Below are 21,074 nucleotides of genomic sequence, written 5' to 3' on the forward strand. Positions count from 1 at the left end.
CCCCCGCCACGGAGGGGCGGTCGCGCGAACGTGTCGCGGCCGTCGCGCGGAGCCGGACCCCGGTCCACGTCGTGGAGGACCACGCCGCCGCCCGGGTCGGGCCGGGGCCCCGGCGGGCGGCGCGCCCACCCCTCGGACGCGTCCGTGGACGCCCGCGACCCGGTGGCGGCCCGGCGCCTATGCTCTGGCCTCATGAGTGAGCTGACCGAGCTGGACCCCGAGGACAAGAAGATCATCACGCTGGCCCGCTCCGCCCGCGCCCGCAACGGCGTGGCGGAGGGGGCGGCGGTGCGCGACGAGACCGGGCGCACCTACGTGGCCGGCACCGTCGCCCTGGAGTCGCTGCGGCTGAGCGCCCTGCAGACCGCCGTCGCGATGGCCGTCGCGAGCGGCGCCAAGGGCCTGGAGGCGGCGGCCGTGGTGACCGGGGCCGAGGAGCCGGCCGAGGCCGATCTGGCGGCCGTCCGGGACCTCGGCGGGGCGGGCACCCCGGTGCTGCTGGCCGGCCCCGACGGCGCGCTGCGGGTATGGGCCGAGGCCCGCTGAGCCGGCTGCCCGGGTGCCCCGGGCGGGGGCGCCCGGCCCGGCCGGGCCGATAGTCTGACCGCAAACGTTCCGGGGGAGGGAACCGATGGGGGTACTGGCGTTCTTCGCCGGTCTGCTGCTGACCGTGATGGGGCTCGGCCGCTGGAGGGAGACCGGCTCGCCGTACTGGCTGATCGGGTCCCTGGTGCTGCTGGTGCTCGTCCTGATCGGGGCGCTGACCTCGTCCGGAGGGGGAAAGAAGGCCGGCTGAGCCGGGCCGGTCCGTCCGGGCCGTCGTGATCAGGGAGAATGGTCGGCATGAGTGCCCCTTCATCCCCGTACCGCTCCGGGTTCGCGTGCTTCGTCGGCCGTCCCAACGCGGGAAAGTCGACCCTGACCAACGCGCTGGTCGGGACGAAGGTCGCGATCACCTCCGACCGACCGCAGACCACCCGCCACACCGTGCGCGGCATCGTGCACCGCCCCGACTCGCAGCTGGTCCTGGTCGACACGCCAGGTCTGCACAAGCCCCGGACCCTGCTCGGCGAGCGGCTCAACGACCTGGTCCGCTCCACCTGGGCGGAGGTCGACGTGATCGGTTTCTGCCTGCCCGCCGACCAGAAGCTCGGCCCCGGTGACAAGTTCATCGCCAAGGAGCTCGCCGAGGTCCGCAAGACCCCCAAGGTGGCGATCGTCACCAAGACCGACCTGGTCGACTCCAAGAAGCTGGCCGAACAGCTGATCGCGATCCACCAGCTGGGCCTGGAGCTCGGCATCGAGTGGGCCGAGATCATCCCGGTCTCCGCCGTCGGCGACCAGCAGGTCGAGCTGGTGGGCGAGCTGCTCACCAAGCTGCTGCCGGCCGGCCCGCCGCTCTACCCGGACGGCGACCTGACCGACGAGCCCGAGCAGATCATGGTCGCCGAGCTGATCCGCGAGGCCGCCCTCGAAGGCGTCCGGGACGAGCTGCCGCACTCGCTCGCCGTCGTGGTCGAGGAGATGATCCCGCGCGAGGGCCGCCCCGCGGACCGTCCGCTGCTGGACATCCACGCCAACGTCTACATCGAGCGCCAGAGCCAGAAGGCGATCGTGATCGGCGCCAAGGGGTCCCGCCTCAAGCACGTCGGCACCACCGCCCGCAAGCACATCGAGGCCCTGCTCGGCACGCCGGTCTACCTGGACCTGCACGTCAAGGTCGCCAAGGACTGGCAGCGGGACCCGAAGCAGCTGCGCAAGCTCGGCTTCTAGACCGCCCAGGACCTGGGGTGCCCGGACCGGTTCCGCCCCCGCCCCGCCACGACGGCCCGTCGAACGCCTCCGGAGACCCCGGGCGATCGGCGGGCCGTCGGCGTTCCCGGGGGGCCTCGGCGCCGGCCCGCCCCAACGGCGGGCAAAGGCCCGTCCCACGGTCCGGACCCCCCGGGCGGGCCCGCCGGACCTCGCCCGACCCGCAGTGGACGCACCCGGCGCGGCCCGGCGCGGTGCGGCCGATCGCCCACTGACGGCCCCCGGGGGGAGTGTCCGCGGCGCCTGAGGTATCGTCATATTCGTACGGGCGGTGCGCAACTTGTGGAGGAGTGGCGCGCCGCCCGTTCACGCTTTCCGTGTCCGGCGTTCATGCCTCGGCATCCGTTCATCCCCTCGGGGTCGAGACGGTCTCTTCCAGCCAATGAGCGCTTCGGAAGGCGACACCGGGCATGGGACAGCCGAGATTCCTCCTCGTCAGCAGACCGGCGCACCCGCACGGGGTGCGGGCCGGTGACGCCGTCGTCTGGCGCCTGCTCGGGGCCAACAACCGGCACCTCGGGCAGAGCGAGGAGACCTTCCGCGACGCGGCGGCCTGCCTGGCCGCGATCGCCCGGCTGCAGCAGCGGGTGGACCGCCTCAGGTCCACCGTCGGGACCGTCGACCACGGTCAACTGTGGCGCTGGCGGCTGGACTTCGAGTCCGCCCCGGTGGCCTGCTCGACCCGGTCCTTCCGCCGCCAGCGGGAGTGTCAGTACAACCTCGGCCTGTTCCTGACCGCGGTGCTCGACGCGGGCGCCGCCGCCCGTCCGCTGTCGCTGCCGCCGCTGCCGCACCCGCCCGTCCCGCGGTCGTTCGGCCCGCAGTCCCGCCGGAGCCCGGTGTGAACGCGCCGGCCGCGGACGGCCCCCGCCCGCCGGCCGCGGACGGCCCCCGGGCGCTGACCGTCAACCCCGGCCTGTCCGACCGGCTGTTCCTCGCCTGGGCCCGCGGCAGCGGCACCCTGGTGCTGCTGGTGATGCTGGCCGTCGGCGGCTACCTCGCGGTCCGCTCCGCCGACGCGCTGAGCACCGCCGGCTGGTCCTTCCTGACCACCGAGAACTGGAACCCGGACGGTGGCCGCGGCCAGTTCGGCGTCGCCGCGGTGCTCACCGGCACGGTACTGATCGGCGGCATCGCGGTCGTCCTGGCGATGCCGCTGGCACTCGGCTGCGCGCTGTACATCAGCGAGTACGCGCCCCGGCGGCTCAAGCGCCTGCTGGTCGGCCTGGTCGACCTGATGGCCGCGGTACCCAGCGTCGTCTACGGGGTCTGGGGCTTCGTCCTGCTCCAGTACGAACTGGCCGGGGTGGCCCGCTGGCTGGCCACCTACGCCGGCTGGTTCCCGCCGTTCCGGACCACCGGGATCGACCTCGACAACCCGCTCAACCCGCCGGTGATCTACACCGCCTCCAGCCTGATGGCCGGGATCGTGGTGGCCTTCATGATCACGCCGATCATGTGCTCCATCATGCGCGAGGTCTTCGACCAGGCCCCGGCCGGCGAGCGCGAGGGCGCCTACGCGCTGGGCTCCACCCGCTGGGGCATGATCCGCTCGGTGGTCCTGCCGTTCGGCCGCGGCGGCATCATCGGCGGCACCATGCTCGGCCTCGGCCGGGCGCTGGGCGAGACCATCTCGGTCTACCTGATCCTCTCCATGCAGTTCGAGATCCAGCCGCACGTCCTGCAGACCGGTGGCAGCGCCGTCGCGCCGATGATCGCCCTGCGCTACGGCGACTCCTCCCCGTTCGCCGTCTCCGCGCTGATGGCGGCCGGGCTCACCCTCTTCCTGCTCACCCTGGCGGTGAACTTCGCCGCGGCCGCGGTGGTCGCCCGCAGCCGTTCCGGAGCCAGCTCATGACCGCTCACCCGCCCGCCACCACCGTCGTGGTGCTCCCGCCGGCCACGGCGCCCGAACCGCCCAGGCGGCGCACCGGCGCCCGCCGCGGCACCGACCACTGGGCGCTGTGGGGCAGCCTGGCCGGCGCCCTCGCGCTCACCGCGCTGCTGTTCCAGCGGATCGCCCCGCTCAGCGGTGGGATCGGGTTCGTGCTCTGCGCCTGGCTGTCCTTCCTCGGGCTGTACGCCCTGGTCTCCCGGGACGAGGGCGGCACGGCGGTGCGCGACCGGCTGGCCTCGGTGGTGGTGCACAGCATCGCCGTGCTGCTGCTGGGCGTCCTGGTCTGGACGGTCGCCTACGTGTTCTGGGAGGGGCGGGACGCGCTCGGGCACCTCAACTTCTTCACCCAGGACCTGTCCGCCGCCGGCCCGGCCGACCCGCTCGACAAGGGCGGCGCCCTGCACGCCGTCGTCGGCACCCTGACCCAGATCACCATCGCCCTGGCCATCACCATCCCGCTCGGCCTGAGCTGCGCCGTCTTCCTGGGCGAGGTGCCCGGCCGGTTCAGCCGCCTGGTGCGGACCCTGGTGGAGGCGATGACCGCGCTGCCCTCGATCCTGGCGGGCCTGTTCGTCTACGCGGTGCTCATCATCACCCTGCACGGGGACAAGTCCGGCTTCGCCGCCGCCGTGGCGCTCTCGGTGATGATGCTGCCGATCCTGATCCGCGCCGCGGACGTGGTGCTCCGACTCGTGCCCGGCTCGCTGAAGGAGGCCTCGTACGCGCTCGGGGCCGGCCGCTGGCGGACGGTGTGGACGGTCACCCTGCCCAGTGCCCGCTCCGGGCTCTCCACCGCCGTGATCCTGGCCGCCGCGCGCGGCATCGGGGAGACCTCGCCGGTGCTGCTCTGCTCGGGCTACACCAAGATCCTCAACCTCGACCCGTTCGGCTCGCCGCAGGCCTCGCTGCCGCTGATGGCCTTCACCCTGGTCAAGTTCCCCTCCCAGCTGCACGTCGCCCGGGCCTTCGGCGCGGCCGCCGTGCTGCTCGCCCTGGTGCTGCTGCTCTTCCTGCTGGCACGCGCCGTCGGTGGTCGGGGCCCGGGCGAGCTGACCAGGCGCCAGCAGGAACGCCGGGCGGTCCGTTCCGCCGCGGACCTGCGCCGGATGCAGCGGCCCGCCCCCGTCCCGACCCAGAACCAACTCGCCCGGAAGGCCACCGTGTTGAGCCGAGTGCTCGCCCGTACCCTCACCCTGTTCGCGGCCTTCGCGCTGCTCGGCTCCTCGCTGCTGGCCGGTGCGCCGCGGGCCGCGGCCGAGGACTACCACCGGATCGGCGGCGCCGGCTCCACCTGGAGCTTCAACGCGGTGGACGACTGGATCAGCAACGTCAAGCAGTACGGCATGACGATCGACTTCAACCCGGGCGGATCCTCCTACGGCCGCAGCCAGTTCAAGAACGGCAGCACCGACTTCGCGGTCACCGAGATCCCGTACGGCCTGACCGACAACGGGCAGGTGGACGCGCCGCCGCCGTGGCCGATGGCGTACCTGCCGATCGTGGCCGGCGGCACCTCGTTCATGTACAACCTCAAGATCGGCGGGACCAGGGTCACCAACCTGCGGCTCTCCGGCGAGACCGTGGCCAAGCTCTTCACCGGCCAGATCACCAAGTGGAACGACCCGGCGGTGCAGGCCGAGAACCCGAGCCTGAAGCTGCCGGAGACCGACGTGCGGCCGGTGGTCCGCTCGGACGGCTCGGGCACCACCGCCCAGCTCACCACCTGGCTCAGCAAGCGCTACCCGCAGATCTGGGACGCCTACTGCACCAAGACCCCGCGCGGCGGCCCCTGCGGCATGACCTCCTTCTTCCCGCTGATCGGCGGGAAGAACTGGCCGGCGCTGGGCAGCTCGGACGGCGTCGCCAAGACCGTCGCCAACGACCGCAACGACGGCACCATCACCTACGTCGAGTACTCCTACGCGCTCAACAGCCGCTTCCCGGTGGTCAAGCTGCTGAACGCGGCCGGGTACTACGTCGAACCGAACGGCAAGGACGTCTCCACCGCCCTCAAGCACGTCCAGATCAACCCCACCGACCTGACCCAGCAGCTCGACGGGGTCTACGACGCCCCCGAACCCGCCGCCTACCCGCTCTCCAGCTACAGCTACATGGCGGTGCACACCACCGAGGTCGGCGACTTCAAACCGGACAAGGGCCACACCCTGGCCGCCTTCGGCTACTACTTCCTCTGCGAGGGCCAGCAGAAGGCCGACCAGCTGGGGTACTCGCCGCTCACCGAGGACCTGGTGAAGTCCGGCTTCCAGCAGCTCGCCAAGATCCCCGGCAGCGAGCGCCGCGCCTTCGACGCCGCCAAGTGCAACAACCCGACCTTCGGGCCGGGCGGCTCCAACCCGTACGCGGAGAGCGCCGACAAGCCGCAGGACTGCGACAAGAAGGGCTCGACCGTCCAGTGCGCCACCGGCACCGGGGGCAACAAGGCCACCACGCCGGTCAGCAAGGGCGGCGGGAAGACCGCCACCGCCCAGGGCGCCGGCGGCGCCACCGGCACCCCGGGCGCGGGCACGGCGGGTGCCGGTACGGCCGCGGGCGGGGCCGGACCGGCGGCGGGCGGAGCGGACGGCGGCCAGGGCGCCGCGGCCGGTGACCCCGCGGCCCAGGAGGGCGACCCGGGCGGGTCGGGCGGCTTCGGCGGCCAGCAGTACGCCGCCGACGCGGTGGCCCTCTCGCAGGCCTCGGGCACCGGACTGCGGCACACGCTCATGCTGGTCGCGGGCCTGCTGCTGGGTGCGGTGATCGTGCTGCCCCCCGTGGTCGCGGGCCGCTCGGCCCGCCGGGCACGGGCGCTCGACGGCGGCGAGGGGGAGCAGCGATGACCGGCCCAGACACCGTCGGCGGCGTGGGACGTACCGGCGGCGCGGGCCGTACCGGCGGGTCCCGCCGGGCGGCCGCCCACCGGGCGCTGCGGACCGCCGCCGCGCTCACCCTGATCCTCGCCACCGCGGCCGGGGCGGGGCTGTCCGCCGGTCCGGGCCCGGTCCGGGCCGGGGTGTCGGCCGCGCAGAGCGCCAGCCCGCAGATCCCGGTCGACCCGCTCGGCGCGCCGGTCGCGATCGACCAGGCCGCCGGCGCCGCCGCCGGTACGCCGGCGGGGAGCACCCCGTCCGCCGCCCCGTCCGCCACCGGCCCGTCCGCCGCGGCCGCGACCGCCACGGGCCGGGCCGCCGCCGCCCCGGCGGACGGCCCCAGCGCCGTCACGGTCGGCGGGACGGGCGAGTTCGCCGGGCTGGAGGTGACGGTCGGCCAGACCACCCACCTGGTCAACCAGGTGGTCACGGTGGTGTGGAAGGGCGGCCGCCCCACCCAGCCCAGCCCGATGGTCTTCGGGCAGAACTACCTGACCTTCATGCAGTGCTGGGGCGACGACGACAGCGGTCCCGACCGCGAGCAGTGCCAGTACGGCGCGTCGAAGGGCGACAACCGCGGCGGCGACTTCGTACCCAGCCGCCAGCTGAACCCGGGCCGCACCCTGGTCGACCCGGCCGAGCCGATCAAGCCGACCCAGCCCAACCAGAACGTCTTCGCGCCGTTCCGGTCCTTCGACGGCAGCCCGGCCGAGACCGGCGGCAGCAGCCAGTTCTTCGGTCCGCAGTCCACCAACGAGGTGCCGTACGCACCGACCCGGGCGGACGGCACCGGGCAGGTCTTCTTCGAGATCCAGACCGGCAGCGAGGCGGCCGGCCTGGGCTGCGGCAACACGCCCAAGGGCGAGAGCGGCCCGTTCACCGAGGGCCGGCGCTGCTGGCTGGTGATCGTGCCGCGCGGCTCCACCGAGGTGGACGGCAGCACGCTGACCAACCCGGCCGCCCGGCTGCAGTCCTCGCCGCTGTCCGCGAGCAACTGGGCGCACCGGCTGGTGGTGCCGCTGCGGTTCGAGCCGGTCGGCCTGTCCTGCCCGCTCGGCAGCTCCGAACTGGTCACCAGCGGAACGGAGTTCGCTGCCGAGATGATCTGGCGCTGGCAGCCCGCGATCTGCCGCCGGGCCGGGCGGATCTTCAACTTCGGGCAGGCCACCGACGACATGGCGCGGCTGCGGCTGACCAGGGACCGCCCCGGCCTGCTCTTCCTCGGTGCGCCGCTGAACCCGGCCGACCAGGCCGAGGGCCGGACACCGGTCTACGCCCCGCTCGCCGTCTCCGGGCTCACCCTGGCCTTCGACATCGAGAGCCAGTCCAACTCGCTCACCCCGCCGGAGACCGCCAAGCGGGACGGTCAGCGGATCCAGGAGATGAACCTGACCCCGCGGCTGGTCGCCAAACTGCTCACCCAGAGCTACCGGTTCGCGGTCAACCCCGGCGACCCCAGGGTCCCGGCCGGCAACCCCCGGGACCTGGTCACCGACCCGGAGTTCCTGGACGTCAACCCGCAGTTCCGCAGCCTCGCCTTCCCGTCCGGCATCGCCGACCTGCTGGTGCCCTCCGCCGACGGCGACCTGGCCCTGGCGGTGTGGAAGTGGGTGCTCGCGGACCCGGACGCCAAGGCCTTCGTCACCGGACAGGTCAGCCCGGTGTGGCACGACTCCGTCAACACCGCCTTCCTCGCGGACGGCACGGTGCAGCCGCCGGTCCCGCCGCAGGAGCTGCCCGTCCCCGGCTACCCCAAGCCGGACGGCTACTGCAAGCAGTTCGACGCGGAGCTCCAGCGCCCGGAGTGGTGCAACCTCGACGGCCATCCGTACGCCAACAACATGGCCGAGGCCGCCCGCGCGGCCGCCCGCGGCGACACCCTGGCCCGCTCCGAGTGGGACCCCTCCACCATCCCCGGCAGCCTCAAGAAGGCGAACCCGCAGGCCCAGGGCCTGCGCGGGGTGCTGGCCCTGACCACCACCGCGCAGGCCGCCCGGTACGGGCTGTCCACCGCGAAACTGCGCAACGGCGCCGGCGAGTTCGTCGCCCCCACCGACCCGTCGATGCTGGCCGCGGCCGGCGCGGCGGTGCCGGGCGCCGTCCCCGGCGTGCCGGTGGTCGACCCGGCCGGCCGGACGGCCGGCGGCTACCCGCTGACCACCATCACCTACGCGGCGACCGTCCCCTCCGCGATCAGCGCGGCGGACGGCAAGGCCTACGCCGAACTGCTGCGCTACGCCGTCGCCGACGGCCAGAAGCCCGGCATCGCGGTCGGCGAGCTCCCGGCCGGCTACGTCCCGCTGACCGAGGCCATGCGGGCCAGGGCCACGGCCGTCGCGCAGACCGTCGAGGAGCGGGCCGGCAAGCCGGAGTCCTCGCCCGAGGAGCCCGCGGCCGAGCCCGGGACGACCCCCCGGGCCGTCCCGCGCGCCGCCGCGCCCCCCGCCGGCGGCGGAGGCGGCGCACCGGAACCGGACGCCCCGCCGGCGCCGTCGCCCGCCCACAGCCTCGTCACCCTCGCCCCGGGCCCGCCCGCCGCGCCGGTGGCCCGGACCGCCCGCACGGACGTCGGCGGCCTGCGCTACCTGCTGCTCGGCGCGCTGATCGCCGGCCTGCTGGCCGGTGCGGCCGGGGTCGTCGTACCCCGGCTGCTGCGCCGCCGGCGCCCCTGACCACCGCTCACCCACCAACGGCCCTCCGACGCACCTGTGCCACCGGTCGAAGGCCTCCTTCGGCCGTGCCCGAAAACCGTTCACCCGTCCGTCAAACCGCCTCGTCCCAAGGGGAATCGACCAGATGAAGCTCATCGCCAAGCGCCAGCTCGCCAAGTGCGTCACCGTCGTGGCCGGCCTCGGCCTGCTGGTGGCCGGCACCGGCACCGCCCAGGCCGACCCGGGCGGTTTCCGCCCGCTGGCCGGCGTCGGCTCGGACACCACCCAGGGCGTGATGAACGCGCTGGCCAACGCCGTCACCGTGAACGGCCAGAAGGTCATCGGCTCGTACGACGCCGTCGGCTCGTCGACCATCACCACCAAGGCCGCTACGGCCTGCCAGAACCTGGCCCGCCCGAACGGCTCCGGCGCCGGCCGCACCGCCCTGCTGAACGAGCTCAACAAGGGCAACGGCTGCCTGGACTTCAGCCGCTCCTCCAGCCTCAACCTGGCCGCCTCCACGCCGGGCCTGACCTACATCCCGTTCGCGGTGGACGGCGTCACCTACGCCGTCAGCGCGGGCAGCTCCGTCCCGCTCGACCTCTCCGTCGCCGACCTGCACGCGATCTACAGCTGTGACCCCGGCTACGTCGGCACCGCCCCGAACTACTCGATCCGCCCGTTGCTGCCGCAGGCCGGTTCCGGCACCCGCAGCTTCTGGGAGTCCACCGTCGGCATCACCGAGGCCGACGTCGCGGCCGGCCGCTACCCCTGCATCTCGGACACCAAGGGCGGCAAGAAGATCGAGGAGCACGACGGCCGGGTGCTGGACACCGCCTCACTGGTGCCGTTCTCGATCGCCCAGTACATCGCACAGAGCTCCGGAACCCTCGCCGACATCCGCGGCACCGCCCAGCTCGGCAACGTCAACGGCGTCCCGTCGGTGCTGCTGAACACCGGTGCGGCGGCCGTCCGCGACGTCTACAACGTGATCCCCACCAGCAAGGTCGGCGTCAGCCCGTGGAGCGACGCCTTCGTCGGCGGCACCTCCGGCATCTGCCAGCAGACCGCGCTGATCAAGCAGTACGGCTTCGGCGCCAACGCCAACTGCGGCGACACCTCGCGCACCACCGGCTGACCGCACCACCGGCACCCCGCACCACCGGCTGACCGCACCACCCGTACCTCGCACCACCCGTACCTCCGCACGTACCTGACCCTGCATCACCGAACAGCCCCAGAAAGGCGATTCACACCGTGAGCAGCAGCTACCGCATTCCGCGTGCCGTCGCGCTCGGCGCGGCCACCGTCCTGGCCGCGGGCAGCATCACCATGCTCGGGTCCGTCTCGGCGTACGCCGACTCGCCCAGCCCGACGATCGGCACCCTGACGGTCAACCCGGCCACCGGCGCCGACGACGAGCTGATGAACGTCGTGTCCTCCGGCACCTGCACCGGCGGCACCAACATCCAGCTGCTGGTCTTCGGCCAGGGCTTCCCGGCCGACGGCTACGGCGTCACCCCCAACGTGGCGCAGAGCGTCTACTCCCCGGACGCCCAGGGCCGGCTCTCCGTGCCGCTGAGCGACACCATGCGCAGCTTCGCGCAGAAGAACGGCTTCTCGGCGCTGAGCGGCCAGTACGAGTTCCACCTGCGCTGCCGCGCGAAGATCGGCGCCACCTACTTCGGCGACTTCGTCGGCTCGGTCTGGTTCACCAGCCCCACCGCCTACACCTCCACCGACCCCAACGCCCCGGTCGCCCAGGCCACCACGACCACGCTCTCGGTCACCCCGAGCGGCTCCGCCACCGTCGGCAGCGCCGTCACCCTGACCGCGAACGTCGCCCCGGCCGCGGCGGGCACCGTGCAGTTCCTCGACGGCGCCACCCCGATCGGCGCCCCGGCCGCGGTCTCCGCCGGCCAGGCCTCGGCCTCCGTCAGCACCCTGGCGGAGGGCGCGCACAGCCTCAAGGCCGTGTTCACCTCCACCGACAGCCACTTCCTCGGCTCCACCTCCGCGGTCGTCGCCTACACTGTCAGCCCGGCGGGCGCGGCGGCCACCACCACCGCGCTGGCCGTCCTGCCGGCCGGCTCCGCGGCCAAGGGCACCGAGGTCAGGCTGAGCGCCAGCGTCAGCCCGGCCGCGGCCGGCACCGTCCAGTTCAAGGACAACGGCGCGGTCATCGGCACCCAGACGGTCGCCGGCGGCACCGCCGAGTTCAGCACCACCGGCCTGACCGAGGGCGACCACGCGCTGACCGCCGCCTTCACCCCGGCCGACGCCACCCGGTTCGCGGCCTCGGCCTCCACCGCCGTTCCGTTCACCGTGACCCCGCAGGTCACCCCGCCGAACCCCGGCGGCCCGACCCCGCCCGCCCCGGTCTCCGAGACCATCACCACCACCGTCGCCCCCGGCGCCCTGGTGATCAGCGTGGCCGGCAGCAACGTCACCCTGCCGCCGCTCACCCTGAACAACGACTCCACCCGGTTCGCCACCGCGGGCCCGATCCAGACCGTCACCGTGACCGACACCCGGGCCGGCGCGCCGGGCTGGTCGGTCAGCGGCCAGGTCGCCCAGTTCAACTCCGGCACCAGCACGATCAACGCGCAGAACCTGGGCTGGGCCCCGAACCTGGTCTCCAAGGGCGACGGCCTCAAGGTCACCCTCGGCGGCTCGGTGGCCCCGGCCAACGCCGTCGAGGCGGCCGACGCCGGTGCGCTCGGCCTGAAGTCCGCCCGCACCCTGGCCACCGCCACCGGCCTCGGCACCGCCAAGGTCGGCGCCGACCTCACCCTGCTCGCGCCGACCTCCACCCAGGCCGGCACCTACCAGGGCGTGCTGACCCTCACCGCGATCTGACGGCCGCTCTTCACCCGAGCGCGGCCTCGTCGCAACCCGGCGGTCGGACCGCCCCGGCCTGATGGCCGTGCACCCCGGTGCGCGGCCCGTACGGCCCGGGCGGTCCGGCCGCCCCACCCTCCCGCTCCCGCTCCCTAGGATGACGACGCCGATGCGCCGATGGCTCCTGGCCCTTGTCCCCGTCCTGATGCTGCTCCTGCTGCCGGGTGCCCGCGCCGCGTACGGTGCGCAGCGGGCGGCGCCGGCCGAAGGCCCGCAGGCGCAGACCTTCGGCATCCAGCCGGCCGGCACCACCGAGCCGGACTCCCGGGGCACCTTCTCCTACGCGGCCACGCCCGGGGCCCTGGTCAAGGACCACGTCGCGGTCTGGAACTACAGCGACCAGCCGCTCACCCTGCGGCTGTACCCGGCCGACGCGTTCAACACCGACTCCGGTGGCTACGACGTGCTGCCCGAGGGCCGGCCGTCCAGCGCGGCCGGCACCTGGCTGAAGGCCGCCGCCGACTCGCTCACGCTGCCCGCCCGCAGCCGGCAGATCGTCCCGTTCACGCTGGCGGTCCCCGCCGACGCCACGCCGGGCGACCACCCGGCGGGCATCGTCGCGGCGCTGCGGCAGGAGAGCAAGGACGCCCAGGGCAACGCCGTCACCGTCGACCAGCGGGTCGGCGCCCGGGTCAACATCCGGGTGGCGGGGGCGCTGCGGTCCGAGCTGAAGGTCGAGGACACCCGGGTCGCCTACCACCCCAGCGCCAACCCGCTCGGCACCGGCCGGACCACGGTCAGCTACACCGTCCGCAACACCGGCAACGTCCGCCTCGGCGGCAAGCAGGCCGTGCGGGTGACCAACCTGTTCGGTTCGGTCGCCACCGGCTCGGCCCCGGCCGACCTCCAGGAACTGCTGCCCGGCAACGCGGTCTCCTACCGGGTCGAGGTCTCCGGCGCGTACCCGACGTTCCTCGGGACGGCCGGCATCACCGTCGACCCCCTGCCGATCGGCGCCGACCGCGACCCCGGCCTGACCAGCACCGTCCACAAGCAGCGCTACGCCGGCATCCCGTGGTCGCTGCTGGCCGTGCTGCTGCCGCTCGCCCTGGGCGGCAGCTGGTGGTGGCGCCGCCGGCGCCACCGCGCCCGGCTGGCCGCCCTGCCGGTGCCGGGCCCGGCCGCGGCCCCCGTCGCCGTCGGCCTCGTCCTGCTGGCGCTGCTGACGGCCGGCCAGTTCGCCGGCGCGCCGCCCGCCTCCGCCGCCGACGGCGGCACCCTGGTCTTCGACTACCCGGCCGGGCACGACGACGACTCGATCGACCTGCTGACCTCCGGCCCCTGCCCCGAGCCGGCCACCGCCTACCTGAGCATGCGGATCACCGGCGAGGGCTTCCCGCCCGAGGGCGCCCCGCTGGCCGGCACGGTCGCCGCCACCGCCTACCGGCAGGCCGCCAACGGCGGGTACGTGCTGCCGCTCAGCAACACCCTGCGGGTGGTCGCCAACCGCAGCGGCGCGGGCGCCCTGCACGGCGCCTACACCATCACCGCGACCTGCCGGGCGAAGGTGAACCCGGCGGCGCTGCGCGAGTTCAGCGGCGTGCTGACCTTCACCACGCCGACCACCTGGCAGACCGCCGCGGTGGCCCCCGCCGGCGCCGTCCACGAGGTGGCCGCCGACCCCGCCCGCACCGCGCCGGACCAGGGCGCCGCCGGGACACCGGCCGGCGCCCCCACGGCGGCCCGGCAGCGCGCCGAGGGCCTCGGCGCCGGCTCCTGGGCGGCGATCGCCGGCGGCCTGCTGCTGATCGGCTGGGTGGCCGTCCCGCCGCTGCGCCGCCGGCTCGCCCGGCCCGCGGTCGACCCGCAGGGGAGCGCCGAGTGAGCGCCACCGTCGCCCCGGCCCCGCCGGGCCCGCCCGCCGCGCCGCCGGCGCCCGCCCCGGCCCCGCCGCGCCCGGCCCGGCCCCGACTGCTGCCCGACCGGCCGCAGTTGATCGGCGCGGCGCTCGCCATCACCGCGGCCCTGCTGCTCGGCCTGCTGCTGGACCTCGGGCCGCTCGGCGGTCTGCGGCACCTGCGCGACCACGAGTCGGGCTACGCCGAGCTGCGGGCGAGCCTCGCGGCCGGCACCGCGCCGATCGGCCAGCTCGACCGGGACGGCCGGCCGGTCGTGCCCGGCACCCCGGTCGCGCTGCTGGAGATCCCGCAGCTGGGACTGCGCGAGGTGGTCCGGGAGGGCACGTCCGGGGGAGTGCTGGAGTCGGGCCCCGGCCACCGCCGGGACACCCCGATGCCCGGCCAGGCCGGGACCAGCGTGCTGCTGGGCCGGCAGGCCGGTTTCGGCGGCCCGTTCGGCGTGCTGCGCAGCCTCCGGGCCGGTGAGACCTTCACCGTCACCACCGGCCAGGGCCGCCGCGACTTCCGGGTGGTCGCCGTCCGGCGGGCCGGCGACCCGGTGCCCGCACCGCCGCGGACCGGCTGGTCGCGGGTGCAGCTGGTCACCGGTGACGGTCCGCTCTACGCCCCGTCCGGCACCCTGCTGGTCGACGCCGACCTGGTCGACGCGCCCGACACCGAGGACGACGTGCAGCCGGCCAACCGTCGGCCGCTGCCCGCCGCCGCGCTGCCCGCCGCCGAGCGGGCCATGGGCACCGACGGGGCCGCCTGGATCCCGCTGGTGCTCTGGGGCGAGGCGCTGCTGCTGGCCGCGGTCGCACTGGCGCTGGCCTGGGTCCGCTGGGGCCGGGTCCAGGCCTGGACGGTCGGGGTGCCCGTGCTGACCGCCCTGGCCCTCGCGGTGGCCGACCAGGTCGCCCAGCTGCTCCCCAACCTGATCTGACCCACCCCCACAACCCGAGGAGAGCTGGATGACCAGCACCGACGCGGTCGTCGAGACCACGGCCGTCCTGCCCGTCCCCGCCGCGCCGGCCGGTCCGGCCGGCGCCCTGGACGCCCGGTCGGTGTCCGCCTGGTTCGGCCCCCGCAAGGTGCTGGACCGGGTGTCGCTGGCCATGCCGGCCGGCCGGGTCACCGCGCTGATCGGGCCCTCCGGCTGCGGCAAGTCGACGTTCCTGCGGATCCTCAACCGGATGCACGAGCTGATACCCGGCGCCACCCTCGCCGGCGAGGTGCTGCTGGACGGCGCCGACGTCTACGCGCCCGAGCGGCGGCTGACCGCCGCCCGCCGGGACATCGGCATGGTGTTCCAGAAGCCCAACCCCTTCCCGGCGATGTCGATCTACGACAACGTGGTGGCCGGGCTCAAGCTCACCGGGATCCGCGCCTCGCGGGCCGAGAAGGACCACCTGGTCGAGGAGTGCCTGAGCAAGGCGGGGCTGTGGCGGGAGGTCGCGGACCGGCTGCGCCAGCCCGGCGGGGCGCTCTCCGGCGGCCAGCAGCAGCGGCTGTGCATCGCCCGGTCGCTGGCCGTCCGCCCGAAGGTGCTGCTGATGGACGAGCCCTGCTCGGCCCTCGACCCGACCTCCACCCGGCGGATCGAGCAGACCATCCGCGAGCTGGTGCAGGAGGTCACCATCGTGATCGTCACCCACAACATGCAGCAGGCCCAGCGGGTCTCCGACCACTGCGCCTTCTTCCTGGCCGAGCAGGGCACCCCGGGCGGGATCGTCGAGCACGGCCCCACCGACGCGATGTTCACCGCACCGGTGGACACCCGCACCGCCGACTACGTGAACGGCCGGTTCGGCTAGGTCCGCCGTCCTGCGGGCGGATGCCCCGCCTCCGCCGGCCCGGCGCTACTCGCCCTCCCGCAGCACCAGACTGACCAACTCCTGCTGCGAGTCGGTCAGTTTGGGGTCGGCGCAGTACACCGTCCGGCCGTCCACGGTGATCTCGTAGTGGAAGCCGTCCGGAACGCCGTACGAGGGCGCGCGCAGCCCGCCGGCCACCGCCTCGCGCGCGAGGGCGTGGACGTGCGGCGCGTCGCGGCGCTCGGTGGTGTCCAGCTCCGCACGTTGGACGCGACCGGCGAGACCGCCGGTCCGGGTCACCTGGATACGCATGGTCGTCAGTTTGCTACGCAGGGGTGCTTCTTGCCGAGGGTTTTCACAGACTCTGCCCGTTGATGCCCGATGTAAGGTCCGCCCGGCGCCGGTCAGGCGGTGCTGATCCCGACCTCGGACCAGGCGGCCGTCACGGTGTCGGCGGCGGTCGCGTCGAAGCGCCTGCGGGCGGCGGTCACCGTCGCCCGGGCGAAGGTGGCGAAGTCGGCGCCGTGCGCGAGGCCGCCGGCCGTGACGGTGTCGTACCAGATCTGGCCGGCGCACTCCCAGGCCGGGCCGCGCAGCGCGGTGGCCACCAGGTAGAACGCGTGGTTGGGGATGCCGGAGTTGATGTGCACCCCGCCGTTGTCCTGCACGGTGTCCACGTAGTCGTCCATGTGGGCGGGCTGCGGGTCCTTGCCGAGGCGTTCGTCGTCGTACGCGGTGCCCGGGTCCTTCATCGAGCGCAGCGCGACCCCGTGGACGCCCGGGGCGAGCAGGCCGGCGCCGATCAGCCAGTCCGCCTGTTCGGCGTGCTGGCCGAGGGCGTACTGCTTCACCAGGGAGCCGAAGACGTCGGAGAGGGACTCGTTGAGCGCGCCGGACTGTCCCTGGTAGTCCAGGCCGGCGGTGTACTGGGTGACGCCGTGGGCGAGTTCGTGGCCGATCACGTCCACGCAGGAGGTGAAGTCGACGAAGATCACCCCGTCGCCGTCCCCGAAGACCATCCGGCTGCCGTCCCAGAACGCGTTGTCGTAGTCCCGCCCGTAGTGGACGGTGGCGTCCAGCGGCAGCCAGGCGCCGTCGATCGAGTGGCGGCCGTAGACCTCCTCGAAGAGTGCGAAGGTGGCGCCGAGGCCGTCGTAGGCGCGGTTGACCGTGGTGTCGGCCGAGACCGGCCCGCCCTCGGTGCGCACCGTGCGGCCGGGCAGCCGCCGGCTGTGTCGGGCGTCGCCGATGGTGCGGCTCAGCTCGTGTGCCGGGGCGGCGCCCGGCAGCACCGTGGCGAGCCGGCTCTCCCGGTGCAGGGTGTCCAGGGCGAGGGAGCGTCGGGCCGCCTCGTGGCCCTGCTCGGCGAGCCGGTCGAGGACGAAGGGCGGGACGATCGTGCAGTGACGCGGGGCAGCAGTCATGTCGCCTAGGGTGACGCATCCATGACTTCTTGTCACCATCGCGCGCAGCGACGGGGCGTCTCAAGGGGTGGAATCGTGGTGCGGTTCACTTCGTGCGCCCCGCGGGCTGGGTTACGCTGGGCTGCATCATGCGTTACGGGCTGCTTCTTCTTAGCTGCCGCGGCGAGGGCCTCTAGATCACCAGAAGGCCGGCTCCCTCGCCGCGGGGACTGTGCTGTGCCCATGCATCATCCAGTGATGCTGTTCGATGCGGCGCAGTAGTCGGCCCGGTCGGGTGTCCACCGCCCCGACCCAGCCCGCAATCGACATCGGAAGCCGAGAGTCTCTTCATGACTGAGCAGTCCTCCATCGCTCGTGCGTTCATCGACCGTCCCACCCCGGTCACCGCCTCCTCCGTCCAGCAGAAGCCGTCGGGCATGCCGTTCCGGCGGTACGTACCGTTCGGCACCGTCGACCTGCCCGACCGCACCTGGCCGGGCCAGGTGATCACGCAGGCCCCGCGCTGGCTGTCCACCGACCTGCGGGACGGCAACCAGGCGCTGATCGACCCGATGTCCCCGGCCCGCAAGCGCAAGATGTTCGACCTGCTGGTCAAGCTGGGCTACAAGGAGATCGAGGTCGGCTTCCCGTCCTCCGGTGCCACCGACTTCGACTTCGTCCGCTCGATCATCGAGGAGGGGGCGATCCCGGAGGACGTCACCATCTCGGTGCTGACCCAGGCCCGCGAGGACCTGATCGAGCGCACCGTGGAGTCCCTGGTCGGCGCCCACCGGGCGACCGTCCACCTGTACAACGCGACCTCGCCGCTGTTCCGCCGGGTGGTGTTCAAGGGGTCCCGGGAGGACATCCGCAACATCGCCGTGGACGGGACCCGGCTGGTGATGGAGTACGGCGAGAAGCTGCTGAGCGAGGACACCGTCTTCGGCTACGAGTACTCGCCCGAGATCTTCATCGACACCGAGCTGGACTTCGCGCTGGAGGTCTGCGAGGCGGTGATGGACGTCTGGCAGCCGGGCGAGGGCCGCGAGATCATCCTGAACCTGCCGACCACGGTCGAGCGCTCCACCCCGAACGTCTACGCCGACAAGATCGAGTGGATGTCGCGGAACCTGTCCCGCCGCGAGTTCGTCGCCCTGTCCGCGCACCCGCACAACGACCGGGGCACCGGCGTCGCCTCGGCCGAGCTGGCGATCATGGCCGGCGCGGACCGGGTCGAGGGCTGCCTGTTCGGCCAGGGCGAGCGCACCGGCAACCTGGACCTGGTCAACGTCGGGATGAACCTGTTCTCCCAGGGCGTCGACCCGATGATCGACTTCTCCGACATCGACGAGATCCGCCGCACCTACGAGTACTGCAACCAGATGGCCGTCCCCGAGCGCCACCCGTACGCCGGCGACCTGGTCTACACGTCGTTCTCGGGTTCGCACCAGGACGCCATCAAGAAGGGCTTCGACGCGCTGGAGGCCGACGCCGCGGCGGCCGGCGTCCCGGTCTCGGAGTTCACCTGGGGCGTGCCGTACCTGCCGATCGACCCGAAGGACGTCGGCCGCTCGTACGAGGCCGTGATCCGGGTCAACAGCCAGTCCGGCAAGGGCGGCATCGCCTACGTCCTGAAGAACGACCACAAGCTGGACCTGCCGCGCCGGATGCAGATCGAGTTCTCCCGGATCATCCAGGCCAAGACCGACGCGGAGGGCGGCGAGGTCACCCCGGCGGCGATCTGGTCGGTCTTCCAGGACGAGTACCTGCCGACCCCGGCCAACCCCTGGGGCCGGATCGTGCTGAGCGGCTCGCGCAGCCTGACCACCGAGGACGGCCGGGACGCGCTGACCACCGAGGCCGTGGTGGACGGCGCCCCGGTCACCCTGACCGGTACCGGCAACGGCCCGGTCTCCGCCTTCGGTGACGCGCTGGCCCGGATCGGCGTGGACGTGCGGGTGCTGGACTACGCCGAGCACGCGCTGAGCGAGGGTGGCGACGCCCAGGCCGCCGCGTACGTCGAGTGCGCGGTGGACGGCAAGGTGCTGTGGGGCGTCGGGATCGACGCCAACACCGTGCTGGCCTCGCTGAAGGCCATGGTGAGCGCCGTCAACCGGGCGCAGCGCGGATAGTTCGTACGAGGGAAGCCGCGCGTGAACCCCGCGACGGTCGACGCGTGCCACACCCCTCCCGGGTGTGGCACGCGTCACAGATTTTCCCGGCGGCACCCGTTCGGGGTGCTGACACGTGCCGGTAACCGTGGCAACATCGACGCACCGGAAGCGGGGTCGGTGGGACGTCCCCGGTGTCCGGTCGCGTGACCTGCCCACTGATGCGCAGGCCGCCTGCCATGTCTGGGGAGTGGCACCGTGACAGGGTTGTGGGGTGTCCGCCCGCGCTGGCGGACGGACGTTCTCGGTGAGTTCTTCTGCCCGGGCTGCGGCGGGGACCGCAACTACCGCCGACAGCACGGCCGGCGGTGGCTGCGGCTGTTCGGCACCCCGGTGCTGCCGCTCGGCCCGGTGATCGGCAGCGTCCAGTGCACCTCCTGTCACGGGCGGTACGGCACCGAGACGCTGGACCAGCTCACCTGCGTCCGGCTGGCCGCGATGCTGCGGGACGCCCAGTACACCGTCGCCCTGGCCGCGCTCGCGGCCGGCGGCACCGCGGCGAGGGCCGGCCGCGAGGCGGCCTGCTCGGTGATCCGCGACGCCGGCTTCGAGGACTGCGGCGAGGCCCAGGTGCTGGCCGCGCTCGCGGCGCTCTCCGGCCATGCCGGCGGCGAGCCGCTGGACGTGGACGGGGTCGGCAGCGGGCTGGCCGTCGAACTGCACGCCGCGCTGGAGCCGCTCGCCCCGCACCTCGCCCAGCAGGGCCGCGAGCGGCTGCTGCTGCAGGGCGCCTGGATCGCCCTGGCGGACGGCCGCTACCTCCCCGAGGAGCGGGCCGCGCTGGCGGTCGTCGGGCGCTGCCTGAAGCTCTCCCCGACCCGGGTCGGGGAACTCCTCGCGGCGGCCACCCGCGCGTCGCACTGAGCCGCCCCCACCCGTTGCCCCAGGCGCCGCCCGCGTCCGGAAGCACCTCCGCGCTGCGGGACAATGGTGGGATGTCCACACTGTCCGACCGTTCCCGGCGGGGCCCGGCATGAGCCTGTTCCGCGACGACGGCGTGGTGCTGCGCACCCAGAAGCTCGGCGAGGCCGACCGGATCATCACCCTGCTCACCCGCCAGCACGGCAAGGTGCGCGCGGTCGCCCGGGGCGTCCGCAAGACCAAGTCGAAGTTCGGCGCCCGGCTGGAGCCGTTCTCGCACGTGGACGTGCAGTTCTTCAGCCGCGGCAGCGAACTGGTCGGCCGCACCCTCCCGCTGTGCACGCAGGTGGAGACCATCGCGCCGTACGGCGGCCCGATCGTCGGCGACTACGGCCGCTACACGGCCGGTACGGCGATGCTGGAGACGGCGGAACGGTTCGCCGAGAACGAGGGCACCCCGGCCGTCCAGCAGTACCTGCTGCTGGTCGGCGGTCTGCGCACGCTGGCCGCCGGACAGCACCAGTCGCACCTGGTGATGGACGCCTTCCTGCTGCGCTCGCTGGCCGTCAACGGCTACGGCGCCAGCTTCACGGACTGCGCCAAGTGCGGGCTGCCCGGCCCGAACCGGTTCTTCTCGCTCCAGGCGGGCGGGGTGCTGTGCGTGGACTGCCGAGTGCCGGGAAGTGCCGTACCCTCCCCTGAGACACTGGTACTGCTGGGCGCGCTGCTGTCGGGGGACTGGCAGACGGCGGACAACTGCGAACCCCGGTACTGGCGTGAGGGCAGCGGGCTGGTGGCCGCCTATCTGCAGTGGCACCTGGAGCGGGGAATCCGCTCGATGAGATACGTGGAGAAGTGA

At 73.7% G+C, this 21,074-nt stretch carries 17 protein-coding genes; 15 read left to right on the forward strand and 2 right to left on the reverse strand.

Annotation, left to right across the window (positions count from 1 at the left end):
• The first annotated feature begins 192 nt into the window (after positions 1–192).
• From ACIOFR_RS00700 to ACIOFR_RS00755, 12 genes are all read left to right on the forward strand, one after another.
• Positions 193–546 carry a cytidine deaminase gene (locus ACIOFR_RS00700; protein WP_400991446.1) on the forward strand — a complete coding sequence of 118 codons (354 nt, stop codon included), beginning with the start codon at positions 193–195 and terminating at the stop codon, positions 544–546.
• A gap of 85 nt (positions 547–631) precedes the next feature.
• Positions 632–796 (forward strand): hypothetical protein, encoded by a 165-nt coding sequence (locus ACIOFR_RS00705; protein WP_400991447.1) that lies wholly within the window; start codon positions 632–634, stop codon positions 794–796.
• A gap of 47 nt (positions 797–843) precedes the next feature.
• Positions 844–1,773, forward strand: a complete 930-nt coding sequence (era, locus tag ACIOFR_RS00710) for a GTPase Era (RefSeq protein WP_400991448.1) — start codon at positions 844–846, stop codon at positions 1,771–1,773.
• A gap of 449 nt (positions 1,774–2,222) precedes the next feature.
• Positions 2,223–2,657, forward strand: a complete 435-nt coding sequence (locus tag ACIOFR_RS00715) for a hypothetical protein (protein ID WP_400991449.1) — start codon at positions 2,223–2,225, stop codon at positions 2,655–2,657.
• Positions 2,654–3,670 carry a phosphate ABC transporter permease subunit PstC gene (gene pstC, locus ACIOFR_RS00720; protein WP_400991450.1) on the forward strand — a complete coding sequence of 339 codons (1,017 nt, stop codon included), beginning with the start codon at positions 2,654–2,656 and terminating at the stop codon, positions 3,668–3,670. Before ACIOFR_RS00715 ends, pstC begins: the two co-directional genes overlap by 4 nt.
• On the forward strand, positions 3,667–6,546 hold the full coding sequence (gene pstA / locus ACIOFR_RS00725) for a phosphate ABC transporter permease PstA (RefSeq protein ID WP_400991451.1): 2,880 nt from the start codon (positions 3,667–3,669) through the stop codon (positions 6,544–6,546). The genes pstC and pstA overlap by 4 nt, the downstream gene beginning before the upstream one ends.
• Positions 6,543–9,248: a hypothetical protein gene (locus tag ACIOFR_RS00730; RefSeq protein ID WP_400991452.1), complete on the forward strand. Its 2,706-nt coding sequence runs from the start codon at positions 6,543–6,545 to the stop codon at positions 9,246–9,248. Before pstA ends, ACIOFR_RS00730 begins: the two co-directional genes overlap by 4 nt.
• 124 nt (positions 9,249–9,372) lie before the next feature.
• Entirely contained in the window at positions 9,373–10,365 is a 993-nt protein-coding gene (locus tag ACIOFR_RS00735; protein WP_400991453.1) for a hypothetical protein, read from the forward strand.
• Between the two features lie 119 nt (positions 10,366–10,484).
• Positions 10,485–12,086, forward strand: a complete 1,602-nt coding sequence (locus ACIOFR_RS00740) for an Ig-like domain-containing protein (protein WP_400991454.1) — start codon at positions 10,485–10,487, stop codon at positions 12,084–12,086.
• A 151-nt stretch (positions 12,087–12,237) separates the two neighbouring features.
• The gene (locus tag ACIOFR_RS00745) at positions 12,238–13,953 is read left to right on the forward strand and encodes a hypothetical protein (protein WP_400991455.1); all 1,716 of its coding nucleotides are present in this window, start codon (positions 12,238–12,240) and stop codon (positions 13,951–13,953) included.
• Complete coding sequence (locus tag ACIOFR_RS00750) at positions 13,950–14,909, forward strand: sortase (protein WP_400991456.1); 960 nt, start codon at positions 13,950–13,952, stop codon at positions 14,907–14,909. Before ACIOFR_RS00745 ends, ACIOFR_RS00750 begins: the two co-directional genes overlap by 4 nt.
• Positions 14,910–14,937: 28 nt before the next feature.
• Positions 14,938–15,780: a phosphate ABC transporter ATP-binding protein gene (locus tag ACIOFR_RS00755; RefSeq protein WP_400991457.1), complete on the forward strand. Its 843-nt coding sequence runs from the start codon at positions 14,938–14,940 to the stop codon at positions 15,778–15,780.
• Between the two features lie 45 nt (positions 15,781–15,825).
• On the opposite strand, the gene ACIOFR_RS00760 is transcribed toward ACIOFR_RS00755, so the two are convergent.
• Entirely contained in the window at positions 15,826–16,092 is a 267-nt protein-coding gene (locus tag ACIOFR_RS00760) for a protealysin inhibitor emfourin (protein ID WP_400991458.1), read from the reverse strand.
• A 92-nt stretch (positions 16,093–16,184) separates the two neighbouring features.
• Positions 16,185–17,204: a M4 family metallopeptidase gene (locus tag ACIOFR_RS00765; RefSeq protein WP_400991459.1), complete on the reverse strand. Its 1,020-nt coding sequence runs from the start codon at positions 17,202–17,204 to the stop codon at positions 16,185–16,187.
• Positions 17,205–17,533: 329 nt separating this feature from the next.
• On the opposite strand from ACIOFR_RS00765, the gene leuA reads away from it, so the two are divergent.
• From leuA to recO, 3 genes are all read left to right on the forward strand, one after another.
• Entirely contained in the window at positions 17,534–19,315 is a 1,782-nt protein-coding gene (leuA, locus tag ACIOFR_RS00770; protein WP_400991460.1) for a 2-isopropylmalate synthase, read from the forward strand.
• A 237-nt stretch (positions 19,316–19,552) separates the two neighbouring features.
• Positions 19,553–20,218 carry a TerB family tellurite resistance protein gene (locus ACIOFR_RS00775; RefSeq protein WP_400991461.1) on the forward strand — a complete coding sequence of 222 codons (666 nt, stop codon included), beginning with the start codon at positions 19,553–19,555 and terminating at the stop codon, positions 20,216–20,218.
• Between the two features lie 109 nt (positions 20,219–20,327).
• The gene (recO, locus tag ACIOFR_RS00780; RefSeq protein WP_400991462.1) at positions 20,328–21,074 is read left to right on the forward strand and encodes a DNA repair protein RecO; all 747 of its coding nucleotides are present in this window, start codon (positions 20,328–20,330) and stop codon (positions 21,072–21,074) included.

The sequence above is a fragment of the Kitasatospora sp. NPDC088346 genome (assembly GCF_044740765.1).
Classification (GTDB): domain Bacteria; phylum Actinomycetota; class Actinomycetes; order Streptomycetales; family Streptomycetaceae; genus Kitasatospora.

Coding starts and splice junctions, on each gene's coding strand:
- ACIOFR_RS00735 (WP_400991453.1), top strand. CDS start 9,373: ATGAAGCTCATCGCCAAGCGCCAGCTCGCCAAGTGCGTCACCGTCGTG.
- pstA (WP_400991451.1), top strand. CDS start 3,667: ATGACCGCTCACCCGCCCGCCACCACCGTCGTGGTGCTCCCGCCGGCC.
- leuA (WP_400991460.1), top strand. CDS start 17,534: ATGACTGAGCAGTCCTCCATCGCTCGTGCGTTCATCGACCGTCCCACC.
- ACIOFR_RS00700 (WP_400991446.1), top strand. CDS start 193: ATGAGTGAGCTGACCGAGCTGGACCCCGAGGACAAGAAGATCATCACG.
- ACIOFR_RS00705 (WP_400991447.1), top strand. CDS start 632: ATGGGGGTACTGGCGTTCTTCGCCGGTCTGCTGCTGACCGTGATGGGG.
- ACIOFR_RS00730 (WP_400991452.1), top strand. CDS start 6,543: ATGACCGGCCCAGACACCGTCGGCGGCGTGGGACGTACCGGCGGCGCG.
- era (WP_400991448.1), top strand. CDS start 844: ATGAGTGCCCCTTCATCCCCGTACCGCTCCGGGTTCGCGTGCTTCGTC.
- ACIOFR_RS00765 (WP_400991459.1), bottom strand. CDS start 17,204: ATGACTGCTGCCCCGCGTCACTGCACGATCGTCCCGCCCTTCGTCCTC.
- ACIOFR_RS00745 (WP_400991455.1), top strand. CDS start 12,238: ATGCGCCGATGGCTCCTGGCCCTTGTCCCCGTCCTGATGCTGCTCCTG.
- ACIOFR_RS00760 (WP_400991458.1), bottom strand. CDS start 16,092: ATGCGTATCCAGGTGACCCGGACCGGCGGTCTCGCCGGTCGCGTCCAA.
- recO (WP_400991462.1), top strand. CDS start 20,328: ATGAGCCTGTTCCGCGACGACGGCGTGGTGCTGCGCACCCAGAAGCTC.
- ACIOFR_RS00755 (WP_400991457.1), top strand. CDS start 14,938: ATGACCAGCACCGACGCGGTCGTCGAGACCACGGCCGTCCTGCCCGTC.
- ACIOFR_RS00715 (WP_400991449.1), top strand. CDS start 2,223: ATGGGACAGCCGAGATTCCTCCTCGTCAGCAGACCGGCGCACCCGCAC.